Here is a 25,568-nt window from a genome sequence, read left to right as displayed (position 1 = left end):
CATGAGTGTTCAGCAGAACATCTACCGCCAGCGCCACAACTTCTCCAAGATCCGGTCCCTGGTTCCCATCCCGAACCTGATCGACATCCAGAAGCGGAGCTACGACGAATTTCTCCAGATGAACCTGCTGCACAGCGAGCGGGAGACCCGCGGCCTCAAGGCCGTGTTCGAGTCCATGTTCCCCGTGCACAACGGCAAGAACCCCGACGGCACCGACGCCAACCTCGAAGTCGAGTTCCTCGACTACACCGTGGGCCACTGGGCCTGCAAGTGCGAGAAGTACCTGGGCCTCGAGCACCTCCGCACCCAGTGCAAGCACTGCGGCCACAGCATCGTGTCGGACCACCCGAAGGATCCCACGGTCGACTGCCCCAAGTGCGGCACCCGCAACAAGAACGCCGCGACCATCTGTGACGTGTGCCAGGAGCCCGTCGCGATGAAGCAGAAGATGGGCATGGACGAGTGCGTGGAGCGCGGCTCCACCATGGCCGCCCCCCTCAAGATCCGCGTGCGCCTCAACCAGTTCGACAAGGATGACAAGGGCAACCGCCGCTTCAAGCAGAGCCAGGATTCGGAAGTCTACTTCGGCGACCTGCCGATCATGACCGACCGCGGCACCTTCATCATCAACGGCACCGAGCGCGTGATCGTGAGCCAGCTGCACCGCAGCCCCGGCGTCTTCTTCAGCATCGCCCCGGACAAGAGCCTCTACAGCGCCCAGATCATCCCCTACCGCGGTTCCTGGATCGAGTTCGAGCTGGATGCCAAGGGCCTGCTCTACGCCCGCATCGACCGCAAGCGCAAGTTCCTGGGCGCCACCTTCATGCGCGCCCTGGGCCTCTTCAGCGAGAGCCTGAACGCCAATGAGCCCATGCTGCGCCACTTCTACACCCCGGCGACCTTCTTCCTCAAGAAGGGCAAGCTCACGGTCGCCGTGGGCGAGCACCTCCAGGGCAAGAAGACTGAAGAGGACGTGAAGCACCCCAAGACCAAGGAAGTGGTGCTGGCCAAGGACAAGAAGATCACCCGCCGCCTCCTCGACCAGATGGAGAAGGCCGGGATCAAGGACGTGCCCGTGTCCCGCGAGATGCTGGACGGCGCCGTCCTCCTGCAGGACATCGTGAACATGGGCACCGGCGAGGTGCTCATGGAGGCCAACGAGCCCTTCCTCCAGACCCACCTCGAGATGTTCCTGGCCAACGACGTGCAGTCCTTCGACGTCTGCTTCCCCGAGGCCGACGCCACCGGCAAGGTCTTCTCCGAGACCCTCGCCAAGGACCACACCGAGGACAGCGAAGAGGCCGCCAAGGAGCTCTTCAAGAAGATCCGTCCCGGTGAGCCCGCCACGCTGGAATCCAGCAAGAAGCTCCTGTTCGGCATGTTCTTCGATCCCCAGAAGTACGACCTCAGCAAGGTGGGCCGCCACAAGATCAACGCCAAGCTGGCGCTGAGCACCGACCTGGAATACCGCATCCTGGGCACGGACGACTTCATCCAGACCATCCACTACCTGCTGCGCCTGAAGAAGTACGACACCACCCGCCAGGACATCGGCGAGATCGCCCCGGTCCGCGCCGACGACATCGACCACCTGGGCAACCGCCGCGTGCGGTCCGTGGGTGAGTTGCTCGAGAACGGCTTCCGCGTCGGCCTCGTGCGCGTGCAGCGGGCCATCAAGGAGAAGTTCAGCATCGCGCAGGATCCCAACAATCCCGTGCAGGCCCACGACCTGATCAACAGCAAGCCGGTCATCGCGGCCATGAAGGAGTTCTTCGGCAGCAGCCAGCTCTCCCAGTTCATGGACCAGACCAACCCCCTCTCCGAGATCACCCACAAGCGCCGCCTCTCCGCTCTCGGACCCGGCGGCCTGAGCCGCGACCGTGCCGGCTTCGAGGTGCGCGACGTGCACACCTCCCACTACGGCCGCATCTGCCCCATCGAGACGCCGGAAGGCCCGAACATCGGCCTCATTAGCTCGCTCTCCTGCTACGCCCGCATCAACGAGTTCGGCTTCATCGAAAGCCCCTACCTCAAGGTGGAGAACGGCAAGATCGTCCACTTCGCCAAGGTCACCAGCGTGGGCGATTCCAAGCTGGGCTACATGGAAGTGGTGCGCCTCGAGGATCTGGAGACCGAGAACAAGAAGTTGGTCAAGGCCGGCAAGCGCCCCGCCAAGTATGAGATGCACGCCTTCTACCTGTCCGCGTGGGAAGAGGACGAGCACGTCATCGCCCAGGCCAACGTCCGCGTGGACAAGGACGGCGCCATCCAGGACGAGGACGTCACCGTCCGCGTCGCCGGCGAGACCAAGATCGTCTCCCGCGACAAGGTCACGCTCATGGACGTGAGCCCGAAGCAGGTGGTCTCCGTGGCCGCCAGCCTCATCCCCTTCCTCGAGAACGATGACGCCAACCGCGCCCTCATGGGCGCCAACATGCAGCGCCAGGCCGTCCCCCTCATCCGCACCGAGGCCCCCATCGTGGGCACCGGCATGGAGTTCGTGGCCGCCAAGGATTCCGGCGCCTGCGTGGTCTGCCGCCGCTCCGGCATCGTCGAGTCCGTGGACGCCAACCGCATCGTGGTGCGCGTCGAGGACGATCCCGAGACCGAGGGCATCGAATCCGGCGTGGACATCTACACCCTGGTGAAGTTCGCCCGCAGCAACCAGAACACCTGCCTCAACCAGACCCCGCTGGTGAAGAAGGGCGAGTACGTCACCGAGGCCCAGATCCTCGCCGACGGCCCCTGCACCGATCACGGCGAGCTGGCCCTGGGCCGCAACCTCGTCGTGGCCTACATGCCCTGGCGCGGCTACAACTTCGAGGACGCGATCCTGATCTCCGAGCGCGTCGTGAAGGAAGACCTCTACACCACGATCCACATCGAGGAATTCGAGGTCCACGCCCGCGACACCAAGCTCGGCCCCGAAGAGATCACCCGCGACATCCCCCAGGTCCGGGAAGAGGCCCTCAAGAACCTCGACGACAGCGGCATCATCCGCACCGGCGCCACCGTCAAGCACGGCGACATCCTGGTGGGCAAGGTCACGCCCAAGGGTGAGACCATCCTGTCCCCCGAGGAGAAGCTGCTCCGCGCCATCTTCGGCGAGAAGGCCAGCGACGTGAAGGACGCCAGCCTGACCGTGCCCCCCGGCATCGAAGGCACCGTGGTGGACATCAAGGTCTTCACCCGCAAGGGCCAGGAGAAGGATCTGCGCACCCAGCAGATCGAGCGCGACCAGATGGCCAAGTGGGAGAAGGATCTCTCCGACGAGGAGCGCATCATCCGCGCCGAGGCCAAGAAGAAGGTCGTGACCCTGCTCAAGGGCAAGGAGCTCGACGAGGTCCTCAGCGACGACAAGGGCAAGGAGCTGCTGCCCAAGGGCAAGAAGCTCACCCAGAACATGCTGGAGGCCGTGCCCTACCACCGCTTCCGCCAGGTCTCGGTGGCCGCCGCCAAGAACCGCATCAATGCCGAGGTGCTGGACATCCTCGATCGCACCGAGAGCCAGCTCAAGGTCCTGCGCGACATCCTGAACGAGCGCATGGAGCGCCTGCTGAAGGGCGACGAGCTCATGCCCGGCGTGCTCAAGACCGTCAAGTGCTACGTGGCCGTCAAGCGCAAGCTGCAGGTCGGTGACAAGATGGCCGGCCGCCACGGCAACAAGGGCGTGGTCAGCCGCATCCTTCCCGTGGAGGACATGCCCTACTTGCCCGATGGCCGTCCCGTGGACATCGTGCTGAACCCCCTGGGCGTTCCCTCCCGTATGAACATCGGCCAGGTGCTTGAGTGCCACCTCGGCTGGGCCGGCAAGACCCTCGGCGTCCACTTCTCCACGCCCGTCTTCGACGGCGCCCGGGAAGCCGACATCAAGGGCTTCCTCGTCCAGGCCTGGGAGAAGAACAACAAGCTGGGCCCCGACGTCACCGGCAAGACCCGGCTCTATGACGGCATGACCGGCGAGGCCTTCGAGCAGCCCGTGAACGTGGGCTGCGTCTACATGCTCAAGCTGCACCACCTCGTCGACAACAAAATCCACGCCCGGAGCATTGGGCCCTACAGCCTCATCACCCAGCAGCCCCTCGGCGGCAAGGCCCAGTTCGGTGGCCAGCGCTTCGGCGAGATGGAAGTCTGGGCGCTGGAAGCCTACGGCGCGGCCCACGTGCTGCAGGAACTCCTCACCTACAAGTCCGACGACATGCACGGCCGCACCCAGATCTACCAGGCCATCATCAAGGGCGAGACCATCAAGGATCCCGGCCTCCCCGAGAGCTTCAACGTCGTCAAGAAGGAACTCAACGCGCTGTGCATCGATGTCGAGATGCTCACCCGCGAAGAGCTGGACCCGGCCATGGCGGAAGAAGAACCCGCTGCCTTCTCCATCGAGGGCTGATCTCGTTTCCGCTTCCGTTTCCGACGAATACTTGAGAGGTCCACATGTATCCAGAGCAGCAGAACATCAACGCCTATGAATGCATCCGGGTGTCCCTGGCCAGCCCGGACAAGATGCGTTCCTGGTCCAAGGGCGAAGTCACCAAGCCCGAGACCATCAACTACCGCAGCCTGAAGCCCGAGCGCGACGGCCTCTTCTGCGCCCGCATCTTCGGGCCCGTGAACGACTGGGAATGCCTCTGCGGCAAGTACAAGCGGCAGAAGTTCAAAGGCGTTACCTGCGACAAGTGCGGCGTCGAAGTCACCAAGAAGTCCGTGCGCCGCGAGCGCATGGGCCACATCCAGCTGGCGAGCCCCGTCAGCCACGTGTGGTTCTTCAAGGGCGTCCCCAGCCGCATCGGCTACCTGCTGGACATCCCCCTCAAGGACCTGGAGCGCGTGCTCTACTTCGAGGCCTACACGGTCACCGAGAGCGGCGGCACCACCCTGAAGGAAGGCGAGATCCTCAACGAGGACAAGTACCGCGAGTACCGCAGCCTGCACGGCGAAGGCTTCAAGGCCCAGATGGGCGCCGAGGCCATCAAGGAGCTGCTCAAGCAGGTCGACATCGAAGCCCTCACCATCGAGCTCCGCGACCTGATGAAGAAGGAAACCTCCACCCAGAAGCGCAGCAAGGTCGCCAAGCGCCTCAAGGTGGCCGAGTCCTTCCACCGCTCCGGCAACAAGCCCGAGTGGATGATCCTGGACGTGGTGCCCGTGCTGCCCCCCGAGCTGCGCCCCCTGGTGCCCCTCGACGGCGGCCGTTTCGCCACCTCCGACCTCAATGACCTGTACCGCCGCGTCATCAACCGGAACAACCGCCTCAAGAAGCTCCTCGAGCTCAAGGCCCCCGACGTCATCGTGCGCAACGAAAAGCGCATGCTGCAGGAAGCGGTCGACGCGCTCTTCGAGAACGGCAAGCGCGGCCGCCTCCTTCGTGGCGTCAGCAACCGCCCCCTCAAGTCCCTCAGCGACGCCCTCAAGGGCAAGCAGGGCCGGTTCCGCCAGAACCTGCTCGGCAAGCGCGTGGACTACTCGGGCCGCTCCGTCATCGTGGTGGGCCCCGACCTCAAGCTGCACCAGTGCGGCCTGCCCAAGAAGATGGCGCTGGAGCTCTTCAAGCCCTTCATCTTTAACCGGCTCGAGCACAAGGGCTACGCGGCCACCATCCGCCAGGCCAAGGAGATGGTCGAGGAGGGCCGTCCCGAGGTCTGGGACGTGCTGGAAGAGGTCATCAAGGACCACCCGGTTCTGCTGAACCGCGCCCCGACCCTGCACCGTCTTGGCATCCAGGCCTTCCAGCCCGTGCTGGTCGAAGGCAAGGCCATCCGCCTGCATCCCCTCGTCTGCACCGCCTTCAACGCCGACTTCGACGGCGACCAGATGGCCGTGCACGTCCCCCTCAGCCCCATGGCCCAGATCGAGGCCAAGGTGCTGATGATGTCCACCCAGAACATCCTCAACCCCGCCAACGGCCGCCCCAACGTGGTGCCCTCCCAGGACATCGTGCTGGGTGGCTACTACCTGACCAAGAAGCGCATCGGCCGCCGGGGTGAGGGCATGGTCTTCGCCAACGTCAATGACGTGGTGTCGGCCCACGAGGCCGGCGTGGTCGATACCCACGCCATCATCCAGATCCGCCACACCGGCGAGTGGGTGGACACCGAGGCCTGGCATGCGAAGGATCCCAAGAAGAACTCCGAGCAGGAGGTCTTCGAGGCGCCCGCCGAGACCGTGAAGAATCAGCTCAAGACCACCACCGTGGGCCGCGTGCTCTTCAACCGCAGCCTGCCCGAGGAAGTGCCCTTCATCAACGGCCTGCTCAAGAAGGAGGGCCTGCTCTCCCTCGTGAACCGCGCCTACAAGCTGAACGGACCGGAAGTCACGATCCGCATGCTGGATGCCATGAAGGACACCGGGTTCATGTGGGCCATGAAGGCCGGCGTGTCCGTGGGCATCGACGATCTCGTCGTGCCCGATTCCAAGGCCAAGCTCCTCAAGACCGCCTCGGATGAAGTCCGCGCCATCGAAAAGGAATCCTACGAGGGCCGCCTCGACGCCTCCACGCGCTACAACCGCATCCTGGAAGTCTGGGGCAAGACCAGCGACCAGGTGGCTGGCGACATGATGAAGGAACTGGAAAAGCGCAACGAGACCGGCGAGTTCCTGAACTCGATCTACATCCTGGCCGACTCCGGCGCCCGTGGTTCCAAGACCCAGATCCGCCAGGTTGCCGGCATGCGCGGCCTCATGGCCCGCCCCAGCGGCGACATCATCGAGACCCCGATCACGGCCAACTTCAAGGAAGGCCTCTCCGTCCTCGACTACTTCATCTCGACCCACGGCGCCCGCAAGGGCCTCGCGGATACCGCGCTGAAGACGGCCGACTCCGGCTACCTCACCCGCAAGCTGGTGGACGTGGCCCAGGACGTCATCGTCAACGAGGATGACTGCGAGACCATCAACGGCATCGAGGTCGAGGCCATCGTCAACAGCGACGGCACCATCCGGTCCCGCCTGCGCGACCGCATCATGGGCCGCGTCTGCCTCGAGGACATCGTGGATCCCTACGATGCCGCCAAGACCATCGCCCCCGCCGGCACCCTCCTCTCCGAGGAACTGGCGTTCACGATCGAGACCAGCGGCATCCCCAAGGTCAAGATCCGCTCCACCCTCACCTGCGAGGCCCGCCGGGGCATCTGCGCCAAGTGCTATGGCCTGAACCTCAGCACCGGCCGCCTGGTGGACCTCGGCGAGGCGGTCGGCGTCATCGCCGCCCAGTCCATCGGCGAGCCCGGCACCCAGCTCACCATGCGAACCTTCCACGTCGGTGGCGCGGCCAGCCGCACCTCCGAAAAGAGCACCCACGAGGCCCAGATCGCGGGCATCGTGCGCTACGAGGGCCTGGACAACACCAAGGACCAGAAGAAGACCGTCGTCAACCGCAAGGGCGAGACCGTGGCCCTCACGCGGAACGGCTACATCCTCGTCACCGACGAGGACGGCAACGAGCGTGAGCGCTACAAGATCACCTCCGGCGCCATTCTCAGGGTCAAGGACAAGGAAGCGGTCGAACCCCGCACCGTGATGGCCGAGTGGGATCCGTACAACGACGTGCTCCTCACCGAAGTGGGTGGCGTCGCCGACTTCAAGGAATTCGAAGTCAACGTCTCCTACCAGGAAGAGAAGGATCCGATCTCCGGCAACTTCCGCAAGAAGGTCATCGATCCCACCGACGACAAGATCCACCCCCACATCAACATCAAGGGGGACAACCACAAGGTGCTCAAGCGCTACAACATCCCCACCGGCGCCTACATCGAAGTGGAAGAGGGCCAGGAGCTGCTGCCCGGCGACGTCATCGCCAAGACCAGCCGCCAGCAGGCCAAGACCAGCGACATCACGGGCGGCCTGCCGCGCGTGACCGAGCTCTTCGAAGGCCGCAAGCCCAAGGAACCCGCCATCATCAGCGAAGTCACCGGCATCGCGAAGTACGGCAACCGGGTCCGCGGCAACCAGAAGGTGGTCGTGGAGTCGGAGACGGGCGAGAAGGGCGAGTACCTCATCCCCCGCGGCAAGCACATCCAGGTGCAGGACGGCGACGAGATCCGCGCCGGCGAGAAGCTCACCGAGGGTGCCGTCAGCCCCCACGATCTCCTCAAGGTCCAGGGCGATCGTGCCCTCCAGGCCTTCCTCGTCAACGAGGTCCAGGAGGTCTACCGGGCCCAGGGCGTGGTCATCAACGACAAGCACATCGAGGTGATCATCCGCCAGATGCTGCGCTGGGTCCTCATCACCGACGTGGGCGACACCCCGCTCATCGTCGAGGAGAAGGTCGACAAGCACCGCTTCAAGGAGATCAACGAGCAGGCCCTCAAGGATGGCGGCCAGCCCGCCACCTGTGAGCCCCTGCTGCTGGGCATCACCAAGGCCGCGCTCACGTCCGAAAGCTTCATCTCGGCCGCCAGCTTCCAGGAGACCACCCGCGTCCTCACCGAGGCCGCCCTCGAAGGCCGCGTGGACTACCTGCGCGGGCTCAAGGAGAACGTGATCCTGGGCCGCCTGATCCCCGCCGGCACCGGCATGGCCCACTACCGGAACCTCGACATCGAGGAGGGCGAGTACCCCGAGCCCAGCCTCAACGAGTTCCAGGGTGGCGAGGACTTCGACGACGAATACGCCCGCATGGCCCAGCACGTCGAAGAGCTCCAGGGCATGACCGAGATCGACGGCGAGGACCTGTAGGTAGTAGAACCATGTAGTCCAGAACGGCCCGCTTCGGCGGGCCGTTTGCATCTGGGCCGGGTTCCGCTCCGGGAATTGAACGGATTCCGCGGGGGCTGCGTAAAATCAGTCCACGGTCGTCGGCCCTCATCCTGCGGCCGTCATTCACCAGGCGATCATCGGGAGGAACCAGGCATGACTCGACGCATGTGGCACACGGCCGGATTGCTGTTTGGAATCTGCGCCGCCCTGGCCAGCAGCCTCTCGGCCCAGGCGCCTCCCCCCGTCAAACGGACCATCGAGGCCTACACCGTGCCCGATGTCACCCTGGTGAACCAGGATGGGACCAAGGTGAAGCTGAAGACCCTGCTGGAGACCAACGACCCCATCATCGTCGACTTCATCTTCGGGACCTGCACGACCATCTGCCCCGTCCTGTCGGCGGGCTACGCCAACCTCCAGCTGAAACTGCCGGGCCAGGCCGCGAAGGCCCGTCTCATCTCCATCTCCATCGATCCGGAGAACGATACGCCCAAGGTGATGCGCGACTACCTCAAGCGGTACCGCGCCAAGCCAGGCTGGGATTTCCTCACCGGAAAGCGGGAGGACATCGACAAGGTGATGCACGCCTTCAATGCCTACATCCCCAACAAGATGCTGCACTACCCCCTGACCCTGATCCGGGATCCCAAGACCGGGCAGTGGGTGCGCCTTTTCGGCCTGATGAGCTCCTCCGAGTTCATGGATGAATGCAAGAAAGTGGGGATCCTGTGAGCGGGGCGGGGTGGTCGAACTCCTTCGGGCGGATCCTGGCCGGGATCCTGGGCCTCAGCCTGCTGCTGGCGCCGCCCGCTCTGGCGCGGGACAAGAAGCCGAAGACCATCGCGGGCCTTCCTGAAGCCAAGGCCCTGGCCCTGGGTGAGCGCATGTACCGGGAAGGCATCCTCCCCTCGGGTGAGCCCATGCAGTCCGTCGTCAGCACGGATGTGCCCGTGGCAGGTACCTCGTTCAGCTGCGCGAGCTGCCACCTGCGCGGGGGGCTTGGGTCCTGGGAAGGGGGCATCGTGACCCTACCCACCAATGGCGCCAAGCTTGCCCAGCCGAGGTACTGGAAATTCCCCAACCTCAGTCCTGAAGAGCGGGCCGAGCTGAAGCTCCAGAACCCGCAGGCTCGGCCTGCCTACACGGATCCGGCGCTGGCCCGCGTCATCCGCGTCGGCATCGATCCCTCCGGCTACGAGCTGCACGCGGCCATGCCACGCTATGAACTCAAGGACAAGGACATGGCCGTCCTGGTCCATTACCTGAGAAACCTGTCGGCGGAGTGGTCCCCCGGCGTGGATGCCACCACCATCCGGTTCGCCACGGTCATCACGGAGGAAGTCCGCCCCGAAGATCAGGAGGCCATGCTCGCGCCCATGAACAACTATGTGGCCCGGCACAACCAGCTCTCCAGTGGGTTCGGCAACCGGATGTACCTCGCGCCCGGCGGCAGTGAAATGAGCGGTGCCTACCGGAAGCTGTCGTTGTCGGTCTGGCGGCTGAAGGGCGCGCCCGAAACCTGGGACCGGCAGCTGTCGGCCTACCTGGCAAAGGAACCCGTGTTCGCGCTGCTGGGCGGGATTTCCTACGGAGAGTGGAGACCCATCCACACCTTCTGTGAGAACCACAGGCTGCCCTGCCTCTTCCCCCTCACCGACCTGCCGGTGGTCTCTGAGACCGACTGGTACACCCAGTACTTCTCCAAGGGTTACTACCAGGAGGGCCAGGCGGCCGCCAGGTACCTCCAGAGCCTGGACGAACGCGCGGCTACTGAACGTGTCCTGCAGATCGTCCAGGAGGGCCCGGAGGGCCGCGATCTCTCCGCTGGCTTCCGGGAGACCTGGCAGGAACTGGGACTTGGGGTGGCCAAGCAAATCCGCCTCGGCAAGGGAGAGCAAGTGGATGCGGTAACGTTGGGCGCCATCCTGCAGCGGGAGCAACCCACCGCGGTCCTGCTGTGGACGGATGCGAGCTGCTTTGAGGCCCTTGGGGACCTGGCGGGCCGCCCTGAGATGCCCAAGTTCGTGTTCCTGGCATCCAGTCGCCTTGGCGCGCAGATTTACAAATTGCCCGAGCAGGCGAGGCCCTTCACCTGGCTGACCTACCCGTATCGGGATCCCCAGGTGGAACCAAATGTCTCCAAGTACGCCAACAGCTTGTTCGCGGGCTTCACGAACCGGAACCCCGAGACCCGCATCGCCACCCGGACCTACTCGATGATCCAGATCCTGATCCAGGGGCTCATGGACATGGATCGAAACTATTACCGGGATAATTTCATGGACCGCATCGGGATGCAGCGCGACCAGGTGCTTCCGGACTACCTCCGGTTGAGCTTCGGACCGGGTCAGCGGTACGCCTCCAAGGGCTGCTACATCATGCAGCTCAGCCCGGGCCCGGAGCCGCGACTGGTCCGGAAAAGCGAATGGGTGACCCACTGAGACTGGGCTGGCTGCCCACTTGGGATATCCTTCTGGGTGATGTCGTCTTCCGCTGATTGAGGTATTTATGCAACGGGTCCGGTGTGGGCTGTCGGCAATGCTGCTCGGGCTGGCCATGCTGGTCACGGGCTGCAAGGATGTGGCCGAGGCGCCCACAGGCCTCGTCTACAGCTCCAACCCCGCCGTGTACACCACCAGGACGGCCATACCGGCCAACAACCCCACCCACAGTGGCGGCAGCATCGATTCCTATTCCGTCAGCCCGGCGCTTCCCGCAGGCCTGGCCCTCAACGCCAGCTCGGGGGTGATCACGGGGACGCCCACGCTGGCGACCGCCACCGCCACCTACACCGTGACGGGTGCCAACAGTGCCGGCAGTGCCACCGCCTCGATCAGCATCACCGTCAATGATCCGGTCACCCTTGCCATCACCACCCAGCCCGCGAGCCAGTGGGTCCTGGTGGGCCAGACGGCCACCTTCACCGTGGTGGCCACTGGCACCGGAACACTCTCCTACCAGTGGCTGCTCGGCGGCGTCGCCATCCCCGGGGCCACCTCGGCGTCCTACACCACCCCTGCCACCGCCCTCGCAGACAATGGCGGCAGCTTCACGGTCCAGGTCGTGGATGCCACGACCGCCAGCGTCACCAGCGCGGCGGCCATCCTCACCGTCAGCCTGGCCGGGCCCGGCACGTTCACCGCCACCGGCAGCCTGACCAACGGCCGGTACTCCCACACCGCCACCCTGCTGCAGAATGGCAAGGTGCTGATCGTCGGAGGATTCAACGGCAACAGCATGAGTGGTGCCGAGCTCTATGATCCAGCCACCGGCTTGTTCACCGCGACGGGCCCGCTCACCACCGCCCGCGATCACCACACCGCCACGCTCCTGGCCGACGGCAAGGTCCTGATCGCCGGGGGCGTCAATTTCGTCACGACCACGGCCACTGCCGAGGTCTATGATCCCACTTCCGGAACCTTCACCCCCACCACAGGCAGCCTGCAGGCAGCCCGGTCCGACCATTCCGCAACCCTGCTGCAGGGTGGAAAGGTCCTGATCGTATCGGGGCGCAATGGGGCAACCACCTACGTCGCAAGTGCCGAGATCTACGATCCAAGTACGGGACTATTCACCACCACGGCCAACGCACCTTTGAGCCCCCGGGCCACCCACAGCGCCACGCTCCTGGGGACGGGCAAGGTCCTGATCGCTGGCGGATTCTTCCAGGGCAACAAGCTGGCAACGGCAGAATTGTACGATCCCGGGACTGGCACCTTCGCCGCCACCGGAGTCCTGGCTGCTGCCCGCTCCTATCACACGGCCACGCTCCTCGCGAGCGGCAAGGTGCTGGTGGTGGGTGGGGCCACCACCACCGCCACGGAGCTCTATGATCCGTCCGCCGGGACCTTCTCCGCTTCAGGGAGCCTGGTCACGGCGAGAAGCCAGTACCACGCGGCTGCCCTCTTGGCCAATGGGACCGTCCTCATCGTCGGGGGGGTGGGCACAGGCAGCCCCGCGCCCCTGCTCTCGGTGGCCGAGCTGTATGACCCTGGCACGGGACTCTGCGCGGCGACCGGTTCTATGGCCGAGATCCGGGAGCTCCACACGGCGACCACCCTGCCGAACGGGAAGGTCCTGATCGTGGGTGGGGCGGGCAACACCGCCTACCTGGCGAGTGCCGAACTCTATTTCTGATGCGCGTGGTGAGTCGAAGCGACCAAAAGGTTGAGTCTTAGTCTCACAACCACTGTATTGATTCCAATTTACATGGTTCCTACCCCGTCGATGGGTAGATCTACCCATACCTCTAAATGTGTATCCGGCCGACGCTTGGATTCTCTTTAGGACAAGTTGTCGCACCCGGTCTCCTTTCATCTGGAATGGCTTGGCTGCGATTCCCCTCTCGTTCTTTTGCGCGCTCTCCCTTCTTCCTTCTTCTTTTTCACTCCAAAGCGAGGTGCACCATGCTCACAAGGTTCAAACAACTGCTCGCGCTGGCCGCGTCCCTTCTCCTGGGATTCGGCGCGCAGGCAGCGGCTCCGGCCACAGCCAAGGCTCCGGCCGAGGCTCCTGGCCAGAACCGCACGATGGCCCCCCAGGCCGGTGGCGATCGTGCCGCCGTCGTGGAACGGGCCAACCGCCGTGGCCAGCTGAACGCCGCGCGGGCAGCCGCAGCCGCGCGCCAGCAGGCGGCCCTCAAGGCCAAGGGTGGCAAGGTCGATCCCCAGACCCTGGGCACCAACCCCGCGGCTTCTCTCGGCGCTGCCAGAGCGACCGCCGCGAAGGCCAAGGCCGGTGGCCCCCAGAGTGTGCTCGTCCCTGGCCCTGGCTTCCAGCTCGCACAGCCGGACTACATGTTCGGCACCGCCTCCAACTGGCACAACACCAAGCCCATCCACAAGTTCATTGATACGCTGCCCGGCCTCAGCGCCGCGCACCCGAACAACCTGGGGAACTTCATCCCCGTGGCCGTGCCCGACAAGATCACCTATCCCGGAGCGGACTACTACGAAATCGGCGTGACCGAGTACACCCAGAAGGTGCACACGGATTTGAACGCCACCAAGTTCCGTGGTTACAAGGATCTGAACCCGCTCGCTGAGTCCGTCGCCAACGCGACGACCGGTGCCAACACTCAGTACCTCGGGCCCGTCATCATCGCCACCAAGGACCGCCCCGTCCGCGTGAAGATGACCAACATGCTGCCCGTCGGTCCGGTGAACCCCGCCACGGGCCGTCGCCCCGGCGATCTCTTCCTCCCCGTGGACACCACCCTCATGGGCGCCGGCATCGGGCTCAACGGTGGGACTGAGACCTTCACCGAGAACCGCGCCGAGTTCCACCTCCATGGTGGCCTCAGCCCCTGGATCAGTGACGGCACGCCGCACCAGTGGGTCACCCCCGCCGGTGAGACCACCAGCTACCCCAAGGGCGCGGTCTTCCAGAACGTGCCCGACATGGCCGCTGGCGCCACCCCCACCGATGGCATCGCCACCTACTTCTGGACCAACCAGCAGAGCGGCCGCCTGATGTTCTACCACGATCACGCGTTCGGCCTCACCCGCCTGAACGTGTATGCCGGCGAGGCCGCCGGCTACCTGATCACCAGCCCCACGGATGAACGGCTCATCAACGCCGGGATCCTCCCCGACCAGGGCGATCCTGCTGGCGTGTACCGCTATGGCATCCCCCTCATCATCCAGGACAAGACCTTCGTCGACACCACCACCCTCGGCACCGTCGGCGTCGCCGGCGGCACCGATCCCACGTGGGACGTGGCCAAGTACGGCGGCGATGGCGCCCTCTGGTATCCCCACGTCTACATGCCCAACCAGAACCCTGCCGACATCTCCGGCGCCAATGCCATGGGTCGGTGGGACTACGGCCCGTGGTTCTGGCCCCCGCTGACCGCAGCGGCTGGCCTGGTGCACGGCGAAGAGCCGGTCATCGGTGATCCCAATGGGACCACCTATCCCGGCACGCCCAATCCCTCCCTGGTGCCCGAAGCCTTCATGGACACCCCGCTGGTCAACGGCACGCCCTATCCCACCACCACGGTGGATCCCAAGGCCTACCGCTTCCGCGTCTTGAATGCTGCCAACGACCGCATGTGGAACCTGTCCTGGTTTGTGGCTGATGCCACGGGCAAGGACGTCACGATGGTTCCCGCCACGCCCAACGTCGCCTGGCCGGCCACTTGGCCCACCGATGGCCGCGCTGGCGGCGTGCCGGATCCCCTCACGGCTGGCCCGTCCTGGATCCAGATCGGCAACGAGAGCGGCTTCCTCCCGACTCCCGCGGTGCTCCCCGCCCAGCCGGTGAACTACGAGTACAACCGCCGCAACATCGTGGTGCTCAACGTCACGAACCACGGCCTCTTCCTCGGACCCGCCGAGCGCGCTGACGTCATCGTCGACTTCTCCGCCTTCGCCGGCAAGACGCTCATCCTCTACAACGACGCGCCTGCCCCGGTGCCCGCCTTCGATTCCCGGTTGGACTACTACACCGGCGATGTCGACCAGACCACGTCCGGCGGCGCGGCGACCACCCTGCCTGGCTTCGGCCCCAACACCCGCACCATCATGCAGGTCGTGGTGAATGCTGGCGTGAACCCGGCCTTTGATGTTACCGCCCTCAACGCGGCCTTCACGGGCACCGCCACCGCAGCGAGCGCCTTCGCTGAAGACCAGCACCTGCCCATCATTCCCCAGATCGCCTACAACAGCGCTCTGAACCGGACCGTCACCCGGGATTCCTTCGCCCGCATCCAGGACTTCAGCTTCTACCCCAATGCCGTCCTGCCTGCCCTCCCCGGCTTCATCGCCACGGAAAACGGCGTCCAGGTCAATCCTTCCTTCCTCAACAAGGCCATCCAGGAGCTCTTCGAGCTCGACTACGGCCGGATGAACGCCACCCTCGGCGTGGAAGTCCCCGGCACCAACTTCAACATCCAGACCACCATCCCCCTCGGCTACCGCGATCCCATCACGGAAGTCCTGAATGATGGCGAAACCCAGATCTGGAAGATCACCCACAACGGTGTGGACACCCACCCCGTGCACTTCCACCTCTATGATGTGCAGATCGTCAACCGTGTTGGCTGGGACGGCGCAGTCAGCCTGCCCCAACCCAACGAAATCGGTTGGAAGGAAACCGTCCGCATGAACCCGCTGGAAGACATCATCGTCGCCTTCCGGCCCCTGTCCCCGCGGCTGCCCTTCGCCATTCCCAACAGCTTCCGGTCGATGGACGTCCTGCAGCCCGCGAACATTTCTGTCAATGCCACGGATCCCGCGACCGGCAACCAGGCCGCTGGCTACTCCAATGCCCCGCAGGACTTCGGCTGGGAATACGTGTGGCACTGCCACATCCTCGGCCACGAAGAGAACGACTTCATGCGTCCCGAGAAGCTGGTCGTGGCCACCACCGTACCTGCGGGTGCCACCCTCCTGACGGCGACCATGGGCGTGCCCAGCCGCGCCGATCTGGCCTGGACCGACAATGCCACCAACGAAGTCGGCTTCTCCATCCAGCGCAGCCCCGGCGGTGCCGGCACCTTCGCGGAGATCGCCACCGTCGTCCCCAACGTCAACAACTTCAGCGATTTCACCGTTGCCCCCGGCACGGCCTACGACTATCAGGTGGTCGCCTGGAACCAGGCCGGCTATGCCGTGCCCTCCAATACCGCCAGCGTCAATGCCCCGAACACCATCCAGGTGTCCGGCATGGTCAGCACCCTTAGCGGACCTTTGGCCAACGTCGCCCTCACCTTCAGCAATGGCGGCTATGTCGCCATCACCGATGGCACGGGCAACTACACCGCCACCGTCCCCAACGGCTGGGCCGGCACCCTTACGCCTGCCCTGTTCGGCTACACCTTCGCACCGGCGCTGCGCACCCTTGGCCCCCTCGGGCCCGCCAACCTGAGTGGCCAGAACTTCACGGCCACCGCTTTCGCGACGGTCACTGGCAATGTCACGCTCAATGGTGCCCCGCTTGCGGGTGCCACCATCACGCCCAGCACCGGCACCGCCGCAGTCACTGACGCGCTGGGGAACTACACCATCACCACCCCGGTTCCCTGGTCTGGCACCGTCACGGCCACTTCGGGCACGCTCGTCTTCCTGCCCGCCGTGTCCGCCGCGATGAACCTCACCACCCCTGGCCAGAACGCTGTCCAGAACTTCGCAGCCGCCACGGCGACTGTCTCCGGCGTCGTCACGTTCCTTCCCGCTGCCACACCTCTCGCGGGCGTCACGATGACCTACACCGGTGGCACCACCACCACCGCTGCTGACGGCTCCTACTCCTTCACCGTCAACGCGGGCTGGACCGGCACCGTCACTCCCAGCAAGGCCGGTTACCTCTTCACCGCGCCTTCGAACACCTACACCAACCTCACCGTCAACACCGTCACCAACTACACGGCCGTGGCTGCGGTTCCCATCGCTGGCGTGGTCTACATCAACGGTGTTCCGATCATCCCGATCGCGGGCGTCACCATCACCTTCAGCGGTGGCGCTGGCACGGCCATCACGGATGCCAACGGCGTCTACAGCCACGACGTACCCAGGGGCTGGACCGGAACGGCCACACCGAGCCTCGCCGGCTACACCTTCGCTCCGGCGGTGCGCGGCTATAACAACGTGATCAACGTCCAGGCTGGCCAGAACTACCGTGCGACGGCCGTGGTGGTGCTCTCGGGCAACATCACGAATGGCGGGCTGCCCATGCAGAACGTGACTGTGAACTTCGGCGGCGGCATCACTGCCACCACCGATGCGCTTGGCAACTACACGCGCACCATCAACTCACCCTGGACCGGCACCGTCACTGCCACCCGCAATGGCTATACCTTCAACCCAGTGAACTACACGTACGCCGCCCTGACCACGAACCAGGCCAACCTGAACTTCGCAGTCACAGGCGTCAGCATCACCGGCCAGGTCTACATCAACGGCAGTGCTCCACGAGTCGGAGTGGCCGGAGTGACCATCACTGCCAGCGGTGTTGGTACGACCACCACTGATGCGAACGGTAATTTCACCATGGTCGTCCCGCGGGGATGGAGCGGAACCCTGACCTACTCCGGTCTCGGGAAGGTCTACGCTCCCGCAGCGCGCAGCTTCACCAATGTCATTGCACCGACGGGTGGTTGGAACTCCAGGACGAATTGATCCTGGGACCTTTCACCAGCAGTAGGAAGACATCCGGGGAGGGGCAACCCTCCCCGGATTTTTTGACGCTCGATGAAAATCGACCCAAGGAGCAAGGCAGGTCCCTGCTGGTCTTGGAACGGAGATGCGTGAGCGGTTGCCTGGAGTTTCTCCCCAGCCGAGGCGCCCCTGGCACTATTGGTCTGACGCCCCCCAACTGACCGTCTGGTAGCCTGGATTCCATATGCCCGAGCCGACTCTCTCCCACACCACCCAACCACAGCCCCCTCTTCAAGTCTGGCTTGGCCACTTGCAGAAAGGCTGGTCCCAGTTCCGCCGTCACCTTGGAATTGGTCTGGCGATCGGATTGCTGACTGGCATTGTCCTGCTCCTATTGCCAAATCAATACAAATCGGAGACGCGGATCCTTCCCGCCGAGCAGCGGGGTGGTGGAGGCGCCGGGTACGCCGCCGCTGCCATGGGCCTGAGCATCCCCGGCCAGGAAAGCCCCGATGCGGTCCTGGTCGACATTCTCAATAGCCGGACGCTGCGGGAGGCGTTGCTGCGAAGCCGGTTCAGGTTTGGCATCCGAAGTTGGTACTTCGGAGCCACTGAAACGCGCGAGCAGAGCCTGTACGATTACCTTGGAAAGCGGAACCTGGATCGGGCCGTGAAGGCACTGCAGAAGCGAATCAGCGTCAGCCGGGACATCAAGACCAAGCTCATCACGATCTCGGTCGAAACCGAGAGCCCTCAGCTCAGCCAGGAAGTCGCCCGGCAAGTGGTGGCCTTGCTGGATGAGTTCGTCTCCAGTCGGGCAAGGACGCGAGGCGGCGTGAAGGCAGCCTTTTCGGAAAAGCGGCTGGTCGAAGCTCGAGACGAGATGGGTCGTTCCGAAGCGTCCTTCCACGCCTTCCTCGAGGGAAATCGCAACTACCTGCTGAGCTCAGATCCCGCCGTGCGCCTCAAGGGACAGCGTCTCGAAAATGATTTCAAATTGCGCACCCAGGTTGTCACGACCCTGACCATCGCCCACGAGCAAGCCCTGATTGAGGAAAAGAATGATATGCCGATTCTCAATGTGCTTGACGAGGGGAACCTCCCCATCGAAAAGAGCGGCCCTCCGCGATCCCTGGCCGTTGGCCTGGCTGTTGCCTTGGGAATATCCATGAGTTGGGCCATCGCGAATTGGGCTTGGATCTCAAGTAAACTCAATTCGAACCGTGGAGAGACAGTCTAGGGGGTGGGCTTGAAAGGCGTCCTTCTTGCCGGGGGTACAGGCTCGCGTCTATTCCCCCTGACAAAGGTTACGAACAAGCACCTGTTGCCAGTCGGGCAGGTTCCAATGATTTGGCATCCCTTGTGGAAGTTCAAGGAAGCTGGGATCGAGGAAATCCTGATCGTCACCGGTACAGAGCATATGGGGGACGTGGTCTCGCTTCTCGGCTCGGGGAGAGAGTTCGGTTGCCGGTTCACCTACAAGGTTCAGGACGAGGCCGGTGGCATTGCGCAGGCGCTGGGCCTGGCCGAAAATTTCGCCGGCGGATCCTCCCTGTGCGTGATCTTGGGGGACAACATCTTCAAGGACGCCCTTGGGCCGGAAGTCGAGGCCTTTGGAAGGCAGGGACGGGGAGCCCGGATTCTCCTGAAGCCCGTGGAGGATCCGCAGCGTTACGGCGTTGCGGACGTGAAGGACGATCGAGTGCTGGGGATCGAGGAGAAGCCGGCTGCGCCGAAATCGAACCTGGCTGTGACGGGCATCTACTTCTACGATGAGGCCGTGTTTGACATCATCCGGACCGTGAAGCCTTCGGGTCGGGGTGAACTGGAGATCACGGACGTCAACAATGCCTACATCGCCCGGGGCGAACTGAGCTTTGGGGTTTTCCTTGGATGGTGGACCGACGCAGGCACCTTCCCGAGTCTCGCCCATGCCAATGACCTGGCGGGCCGGGAAGACATCCCCTTTCGGGCAGCCATTGAAAGGAGCTGAGCATGGAGTTCCGCAAGGGTCCCATTGAAGGCGTGGTGATCACCCCTTTTCGCAAGTTCGTGGATGAGCGCGGGTGGTTGGCGGAGATCTTCCGTCACGATGAATTGCCAACTTGGTTCCGCCCCGAAATGTCCTATGTGAGCGTGACGAATCCGGGTGTGCTCCGGGGCCCGCATGAGCATGTGGACCAGGCCGATCTCTTCTGCTGGGTCGGGCCTGGCGACTTCCTGCTCACCCTGTGGGACAACCGGCCTGAGAGCCCGACCTATCTGAACCGCATGGAGGCGGCGATGGGGGTGAACAACCCCGGTTCTGCCCTGATCCCCAAGGGCGTGGTCCACTGCTATCGCTGCATCAGCCACGAGCCCGGGTTCGTCATCAATTGCCCGGATCGCCTCTTCATGGGGACGGGAAAGTCCGAGGCAATCGATGAAATCCGGCATGAGGATGACCCTGAGAACCCCTTCGTGAAGGACGAGAGGGCGCGCAGGGCGCAACTCTGATGCGGGTCTTGGTCACAGGGGGGGCCGGACAGCTGGCCCAGGCCCTCCGCAAAACCTGGCTGGGACACGAACTGATCCTTCCGGAGGAGTCGGTTCTTGATCTGAGCGATCCAGATTCCATTCGCCGGGTTGTCGCGCAGGTTCGCCCGGACATCCTGATCAATTGCGGAGCCTTCACCCAGGTTGACCGCTGCGAGTCGGAACCCGAGCTGGCCGTTCTGATCAACGCCACCGCCGTGGGGTGGCTGGCCGAAGCCTGCGAGGCGCAACGGGCCCTTCTGGTCCAGATCAGCACGGACTACGTGTTCGATGGCACCAGCAGAAAGCCCTATCGGGAGGAGGATCCCACCAACCCGACCTCGGTCTATGGCCGCACCAAACTTGAAGGTGAGTACCAGGCAGCCCGGTGCTCACGGCACCTCATCGCGCGGACCAGCTGGCTCTATGACGCCTGGGGCAAGAACTTCTTCAATACGATGCTTGCCGCCGCCGCCCAAGGGCGCCCCCTTCGGGTCGTGGACGACCAGTGGGGCGCGCCCACCTCCTGCCGGGCCTTGGCCCGACAGCTGCTGGCCGCGGCAGAGCATGGCTGGCATGGGCTCGTTCATGCTTCCTGCGCGGGGGAAACCACGTGGCACGAGTTCGCCAAGGCCATTTTTGAAGCCAAGGGGATGGCTCCAGACCTCAGTCCATGCACCAGCGACGGGTACCCCACCCCGGCCAGGCGACCGGCCTACTCCGTCCTGGATGGCGCGAAAAGGCGGAAGCTGGGGCCTGATCTCATGCCCACCTGGATGGATGCACTCAGGGAAGTGATTGACGCTCCGGAGTTGGATGGGAGGCCCGATGTCTGAAACCATCTTGATCACCGGCGGAGCAGGATTCATCGGCAGCAACCTGGTTCATCACTGGTGTCGAACCCACCCGCGTGATCGCATCCTGGTGCTGGACCGGCTGACCTATGCGGCCGACCCGAAGCTGATCCAGCACCTTGAGGGTGTGGAGCTCGTGGTGGACGACATCCAGAACCTGGAATTGGTTCGAAGCCTGATTGAGAAAAACCAGGTCACCAGGATCTTCCACCTGGCCGCCGAGAGCCATGTGGACCGCAGCATCTCCGGACCCGCCGCCTTCATTCAGACCAACCTGGTCGGCACGTTCTCCATGCTGGAGGCAGCGCGCCAGGCCTGGGGGGGCGACCGCAACTGCCGGTTCCTGCATGTCAGCACGGACGAAGTCTATGGCTCCCTGGGCGATGCCGGGAAGTTCCACGAGAGCATGCCCTACGCCCCCAACAGCCCGTACAGCGCCACCAAGGCCGGCGGTGATCACCTGGTGCGCGCCTACCATCACACCTATGGCCTGAATACCGTCACGACGAACTGCTCGAACAACTATGGCCCGCGACAGCACAACGAGAAGCTGATCCCCCTGGCCATCAGCCGCATGGCGAAGGACGAAGCCATTCCGGTCTATGGCAATGGCCAGAATGTCCGGGACTGGCTGTTTGTCGAGGATCACTGCACCGCCCTTGAAATGGCCATGGCCTCGGGGACGGCGGGTGAGACCTATTGCATCGGCGGGGACAACGAGTGGAGGAACATCGACCTGGTTGAGCTCCTGTGTGACACCGTGGACCGCCACCTTGGCCGCAGGATCGGAATGAGCCGTTCCCTGATCCAGTTTGTGGATGACCGCGCAGGGCACGACCAGCGCTACGCCATCGATGCCACCCGCATTCGCGAGCAATTGGGATGGACCCCCGTGACGGCCTTTGAGGCGGGTCTGGCGTCAACCGTGGCGTGGTATCTATCGCCTCCCTGACGACCGACTGCCTTCATGCCCAGGCCTTTCTCCCTCGAAGGATCCGAATGACTCCATCTCCTGCGGCCGCCCTGTTCAGGCTGGCGAAGAATACGGGCCTGGTCGCCTTGGGCACCGCCATGGGGCATGTCTTCGTCCTTGCGTCGACCCCCTTCCTGTCGCGCCTCTATTCCACGGACCAGTTCGGGGAGCTGGCCCTCCTGCTCTCCATTTCCGGCATCGTCCTCGCTGCCGGGTGCCTGCGCTATGAAATGGCCCTTCCCGGGGCCGAGGAGCGGGCTGCGGTCCCCATCTTCATGCTCTGCGGGGTCATCGCGGCCTCGTTGGCCATCCTGGCCTTCTGCGCCTGCTTCCTGCCCTGGCACCGCTGGTTCGACCACCCCATCCTGCAGCTGATCAGGGAACCCTGGCTGGTGGCCGGGCTGGTGGTTGGCACTGCCATGTTCCAGGCGGTCGCCGCCTTCCTGGTGAGGGAGGGCCGGTTCGCCCCGCTGGCAGCTTTGCGAACCTCGCAGGGATTTCTTTATGCCATGTTGGCCATCCTGCCGCTGTTCGGACTGCTCTGGTCCTATGTCCTGTCCTTTCTTGCCGGCGGTCTGGTTCTCAGCGGCTGGGTGTACTGGAAACACCGCGCGCAGACCCGCTCCTCAAGCCCCGGCATGCTGCTGGCCACCGCCCGGGACTATAAGAGGTTCCCGATCTACCTTCTGCCGGGGATCGTCCTCGACATGGTTGGACTGAGCGTCTGCGTCTGGATCATCTCCGCGATGTACGGGCTCTCCCAGGTGGGGCAGTATTCCCAGATCCAGCGGCTCATCGGTGCGCCCATGCTCCTCATCAGCGCCAGCCTTTCCCAGGCCATGCTGAAGCATGCCTCGGACGAACAGCGGGCGCGCCGCCCGGTGTGGCCCCTGGTGAAGAACCTGGCCCTCATCCTGGGGGCCTGCTGCCTGGCATTGCTGATCGTGATGTTCTTCTTCGGATCCTGGGGCCTGCATCATTTCCTGGGGCCCAAGTGGCGGGTCGACACCTTCTTCGTCTGCATCATCGCCCTGCCGGTGTTCGTGCGCAGCTCGGTGTCCCCCCTGTCGACGGTTTTGATTACCACCGGCCGGTTGCGGCATGCCCTGATCTGGCAGGTCTGCTTCTTCGTGACCAGCGTCAGCATCCTGCCCTGGCTGGCCGCTCATACTAGCTTTGACAGGTTCCTGCTCGGCTATGCCGTCCACCAGTGCGTTCTCTATCTGATCTACTTCCTCATCATCAGGCACGACTCGAAGGTGCCTGGGCCCTCCACGGAGCTTGTCAGCGAGCCGATCGAGTAAATCCGGTTGGTTGTCGACACCCTAGCCAAGGATTGATATGTGCGGGATTTTCGGCCTTCTGCAAGCCCGGCCCTTCGAGGCCGGGGAGCTGACGGCCATGGGCCAGATCCTTCGCCACCGGGGCCCCGATGATGAAGGTTTCCTGGTCGTCCAGGATGGAGTCTGTGAACCCTACGGGGGCGTGGATACACCCGGGGAGATCTTCGAGGCCAGGGCCCCCTACCTTCCCGCCCGCCGGTTGGGCGACTCGGCCCTTGGTCCCCGGGGCGGCCTGGCCCTGGGACACCGGCGCCTGTCGATCCTGGATCTGTCCGCGGCCGGGCACCAGCCCATGTCCTACCGGGACCGCTACTGGATCGTGTTCAACGGTGAAGTCTACAACTACCTCGAGCTGCGGGCCGAGCTGAGCGCGAAGGGCTACACCTTCCTCAGCCACACCGATACCGAGGTGGTCCTCGCGGCCTATGACTGCTGGGGGACGGGTTGCCTGTCCCACTTCAATGGGATGTGGGGCCTGGCCATCTACGACCACCGGGAAGAGACCCTGTTCCTGGCCCGGGATCGCTTCGGCGTGAAGCCCCTCTACCTCTGGTCCACCGAGAGGGGCCTGGCCTTTGCTTCCGAGATCAAGGCCTTCACCGCGCTCGAGGGCTGGGCGGCCCGCGGGAATCTCGGCCGGATGTTGGACTACCTCGTCTGGAGCGTGTCCGACCACTCCGAAGAGACCATGTTCCAGGGCGTGACCCAGGTCCCGCCCGGCGGGCAGCTGCTCATCAAGGTTCCGGAGGCCCTCTCCCTGTTGCGGGAGGGGCGTCAGGCTCGGCTCCAGCCCACGGTTTGGTACGCCCCCCCGGAAACGGTCCATCGCTCTTCCCTGGCGGAAGCGCAGGAGACGTTCCGCGCGCTGCTGCTGGATGCCGTCCGGTTGCGGCTCAGGGCCGATGTGCCGGTCGGATCCTGCCTATCGGGTGGGTTGGATTCCTCCACGGTGGTCTGCCTGATGCAGCAGCTCCTGCTCGAGCAGGGCGCCGCCGGTCAGCAGCGGACCTTCACGGCCTGCTCGGCGGAACGGGCCTTCGATGAATCCGAGTACGCCAGGATCATCGTCGCGCATACCGGCGCCCAGGGCATCTTCACGACGCCCGAACCCGAACGGCTCTTTCGCGAGCTGGAGGCCCTGGTGTGGAGCCAGGATGAGCCCTTCGGCTCGACCAGCACCTTTGCCCAGAGATGCGTCTTCGGTCTCGCCCGGGAGAATCAGGTCTCGGTGATGCTGGACGGGCAGGGGGCCGACGAGATCCTGGGGGGCTACACCTGCTATGTCGGAGCCTACCTGGCGGAGCTGCTCCGCAGCTTCAACCTTCCGAAGCTGGCCCGGGAAATCACCAACATCCAGAGAGAGACCGGGTTCAGTCCCCGGCGATCGCTCGGGTACATGGCCGCCTATACGATCCCCAGCCTGATCGGCCTGATGGGCCGCTTCGATGACCGTGCCTTCTCCGAGCGCCACTGGCTGGCTCAAGGCCACCGCCAGGCCTTCTCCGAGGATCCGGTCACGGCCGCCGGCGGACGCAGCAGCTCGGTCCGGCAGGTCTCCCTGGCCCAGCTGACCTCCATCAACCTGCCCATGCTGCTGCGGTGGGAGGATCGCAACTCCATGGCTCATTCCATCGAGGCGCGCACCCCCTTCCTGGATTACCGGGTCGTGGAGGCCTGCCTGGCCATGCCCGCGGAGTTCAAGATCGGCGGCGGCGTCTCCAAGCGGGTGATGCGGGGGGCCATGCGCGGCCTGGTGCCCGATCGGATCCTCGACCGGAAGGACAAGATGGGCTTCGTGACCGCCGAGCAGGTGTGGCTCAAGGGTGAGGCCAGGGCGCAGTTCCGCACGGCCATCCAGGAATCACTGGAGCGGTTCCCGGGCCTGTTCTCGGACCGCTTGCTCCCGGACTTCGACGCCGTCACCGCGGGGGAGAAGGGCTTCGATTTCAGGTACTGGAGGGTGATCAACCTGGGGTATTGGGGGCGGGCCTTTGATCTGTCGCTTTGATGGGTTCGGGCTGGCGGCCGGCCCCGTCGCGTAATCTAGGACGGGGATGGGGCCCGGGGGGCGGGTCGCTCCAGCTTGGGG

General features: G+C 64.4%; 13 protein-coding genes. All 13 read left to right on the top strand.

Annotated features, from left to right (window positions below; all coding sequences use genetic code 11):
* Position 1 precedes the first annotated feature (1 nt).
* The 13 genes from rpoB (at position 2) to asnB (ending at position 25,487) form a co-directional block, all read left to right on the top strand.
* Complete coding sequence (gene rpoB / locus QOZ81_RS14675) at positions 2 to 4,393, top strand: DNA-directed RNA polymerase subunit beta (protein WP_291204648.1); 4,392 nt, start codon at positions 2 to 4, stop codon at positions 4,391 to 4,393.
* Between the two features lie 44 nt (positions 4,394 to 4,437).
* Positions 4,438 to 8,676: a DNA-directed RNA polymerase subunit beta' gene (rpoC, locus tag QOZ81_RS14670; RefSeq protein WP_291204650.1), complete on the top strand. Its 4,239-nt coding sequence runs from the start codon at positions 4,438 to 4,440 to the stop codon at positions 8,674 to 8,676.
* Between the two features lie 174 nt (positions 8,677 to 8,850).
* Positions 8,851 to 9,429 carry an SCO family protein gene (locus QOZ81_RS14665; RefSeq protein ID WP_291204653.1) on the top strand — a complete coding sequence of 193 codons (579 nt, stop codon included), beginning with the start codon at positions 8,851 to 8,853 and terminating at the stop codon, positions 9,427 to 9,429.
* Positions 9,405 to 11,138 carry an ABC transporter substrate-binding protein gene (locus QOZ81_RS14660; RefSeq protein WP_291204656.1) on the top strand — a complete coding sequence of 578 codons (1,734 nt, stop codon included), beginning with the start codon at positions 9,405 to 9,407 and terminating at the stop codon, positions 11,136 to 11,138. Before QOZ81_RS14665 ends, QOZ81_RS14660 begins: the two co-directional genes overlap by 25 nt.
* A 67-nt stretch (positions 11,139 to 11,205) precedes the next feature.
* Complete coding sequence (locus tag QOZ81_RS14655; protein ID WP_291204659.1) at positions 11,206 to 12,834, top strand: kelch repeat-containing protein; 1,629 nt, start codon at positions 11,206 to 11,208, stop codon at positions 12,832 to 12,834.
* Between the two features lie 269 nt (positions 12,835 to 13,103).
* On the top strand, positions 13,104 to 17,816 hold the full coding sequence (locus QOZ81_RS14650) for a multicopper oxidase domain-containing protein (protein WP_291204662.1): 4,713 nt from the start codon (positions 13,104 to 13,106) through the stop codon (positions 17,814 to 17,816).
* A gap of 223 nt (positions 17,817 to 18,039) precedes the next feature.
* Positions 18,040 to 19,035, top strand: a complete 996-nt coding sequence (locus tag QOZ81_RS14645) for a hypothetical protein (protein ID WP_291204665.1) — start codon at positions 18,040 to 18,042, stop codon at positions 19,033 to 19,035.
* Positions 19,036 to 19,044: 9 nt separating this feature from the next.
* Positions 19,045 to 19,788: a sugar phosphate nucleotidyltransferase gene (locus QOZ81_RS14640; RefSeq protein ID WP_366082641.1), complete on the top strand. Its 744-nt coding sequence runs from the start codon at positions 19,045 to 19,047 to the stop codon at positions 19,786 to 19,788.
* A gap of 2 nt (positions 19,789 to 19,790) precedes the next feature.
* Complete coding sequence (locus QOZ81_RS14635; RefSeq protein ID WP_291204671.1) at positions 19,791 to 20,291, top strand: dTDP-4-dehydrorhamnose 3,5-epimerase family protein; 501 nt, start codon at positions 19,791 to 19,793, stop codon at positions 20,289 to 20,291.
* Complete coding sequence (gene rfbD, locus QOZ81_RS14630; RefSeq protein WP_291204674.1) at positions 20,291 to 21,145, top strand: dTDP-4-dehydrorhamnose reductase; 855 nt, start codon at positions 20,291 to 20,293, stop codon at positions 21,143 to 21,145. The genes QOZ81_RS14635 and rfbD overlap by 1 nt, the downstream gene beginning before the upstream one ends.
* Before the next feature lie 7 nt (positions 21,146 to 21,152).
* Positions 21,153 to 22,115, top strand: coding sequence for a dTDP-glucose 4,6-dehydratase (gene rfbB / locus QOZ81_RS14625; RefSeq protein ID WP_300714917.1), 963 nt, complete (start codon positions 21,153 to 21,155; stop codon positions 22,113 to 22,115).
* 47 nt (positions 22,116 to 22,162) lie between these two features.
* Positions 22,163 to 23,440 (top strand): lipopolysaccharide biosynthesis protein, encoded by a 1,278-nt coding sequence (locus QOZ81_RS14620; RefSeq protein ID WP_291204680.1) that lies wholly within the window; start codon positions 22,163 to 22,165, stop codon positions 23,438 to 23,440.
* Between the two features lie 37 nt (positions 23,441 to 23,477).
* Entirely contained in the window at positions 23,478 to 25,487 is a 2,010-nt protein-coding gene (gene asnB, locus QOZ81_RS14615; RefSeq protein ID WP_291204682.1) for an asparagine synthase (glutamine-hydrolyzing), read from the top strand.
* Positions 25,488 to 25,568: the final 81 nt, after the last annotated feature.

The sequence above is a fragment of the Geothrix sp. genome, from assembly GCF_030219325.1.
Classification (GTDB): Bacteria; Acidobacteriota; Holophagae; order Holophagales; family Holophagaceae; genus Geothrix.
The sequence above is the reverse complement of the archived record's forward strand: the minus strand, read 5'-3'. Positions and strand labels throughout refer to the sequence as shown.

What these genes read in the sequence shown, in the direction of transcription:
- rpoB (WP_291204648.1), top strand. Translation starts at nt 2, where the DNA reads ATGAGTGTTCAGCAGAACATCTACCGCCAGCGCCACAACTTCTCCAAG.
- rpoC (WP_291204650.1), top strand. Translation starts at nt 4,438, where the DNA reads ATGTATCCAGAGCAGCAGAACATCAACGCCTATGAATGCATCCGGGTG.
- QOZ81_RS14665 (WP_291204653.1), top strand. Translation starts at nt 8,851, where the DNA reads ATGACTCGACGCATGTGGCACACGGCCGGATTGCTGTTTGGAATCTGC.
- QOZ81_RS14660 (WP_291204656.1), top strand. Translation starts at nt 9,405, where the DNA reads ATGCAAGAAAGTGGGGATCCTGTGAGCGGGGCGGGGTGGTCGAACTCC.
- QOZ81_RS14655 (WP_291204659.1), top strand. Translation starts at nt 11,206, where the DNA reads ATGCAACGGGTCCGGTGTGGGCTGTCGGCAATGCTGCTCGGGCTGGCC.
- QOZ81_RS14650 (WP_291204662.1), top strand. Translation starts at nt 13,104, where the DNA reads ATGCTCACAAGGTTCAAACAACTGCTCGCGCTGGCCGCGTCCCTTCTC.
- QOZ81_RS14645 (WP_291204665.1), top strand. Translation starts at nt 18,040, where the DNA reads ATGCCCGAGCCGACTCTCTCCCACACCACCCAACCACAGCCCCCTCTT.
- QOZ81_RS14635 (WP_291204671.1), top strand. Translation starts at nt 19,791, where the DNA reads ATGGAGTTCCGCAAGGGTCCCATTGAAGGCGTGGTGATCACCCCTTTT.
- rfbD (WP_291204674.1), top strand. Translation starts at nt 20,291, where the DNA reads ATGCGGGTCTTGGTCACAGGGGGGGCCGGACAGCTGGCCCAGGCCCTC.
- QOZ81_RS14620 (WP_291204680.1), top strand. Translation starts at nt 22,163, where the DNA reads ATGACTCCATCTCCTGCGGCCGCCCTGTTCAGGCTGGCGAAGAATACG.
- asnB (WP_291204682.1), top strand. Translation starts at nt 23,478, where the DNA reads ATGTGCGGGATTTTCGGCCTTCTGCAAGCCCGGCCCTTCGAGGCCGGG.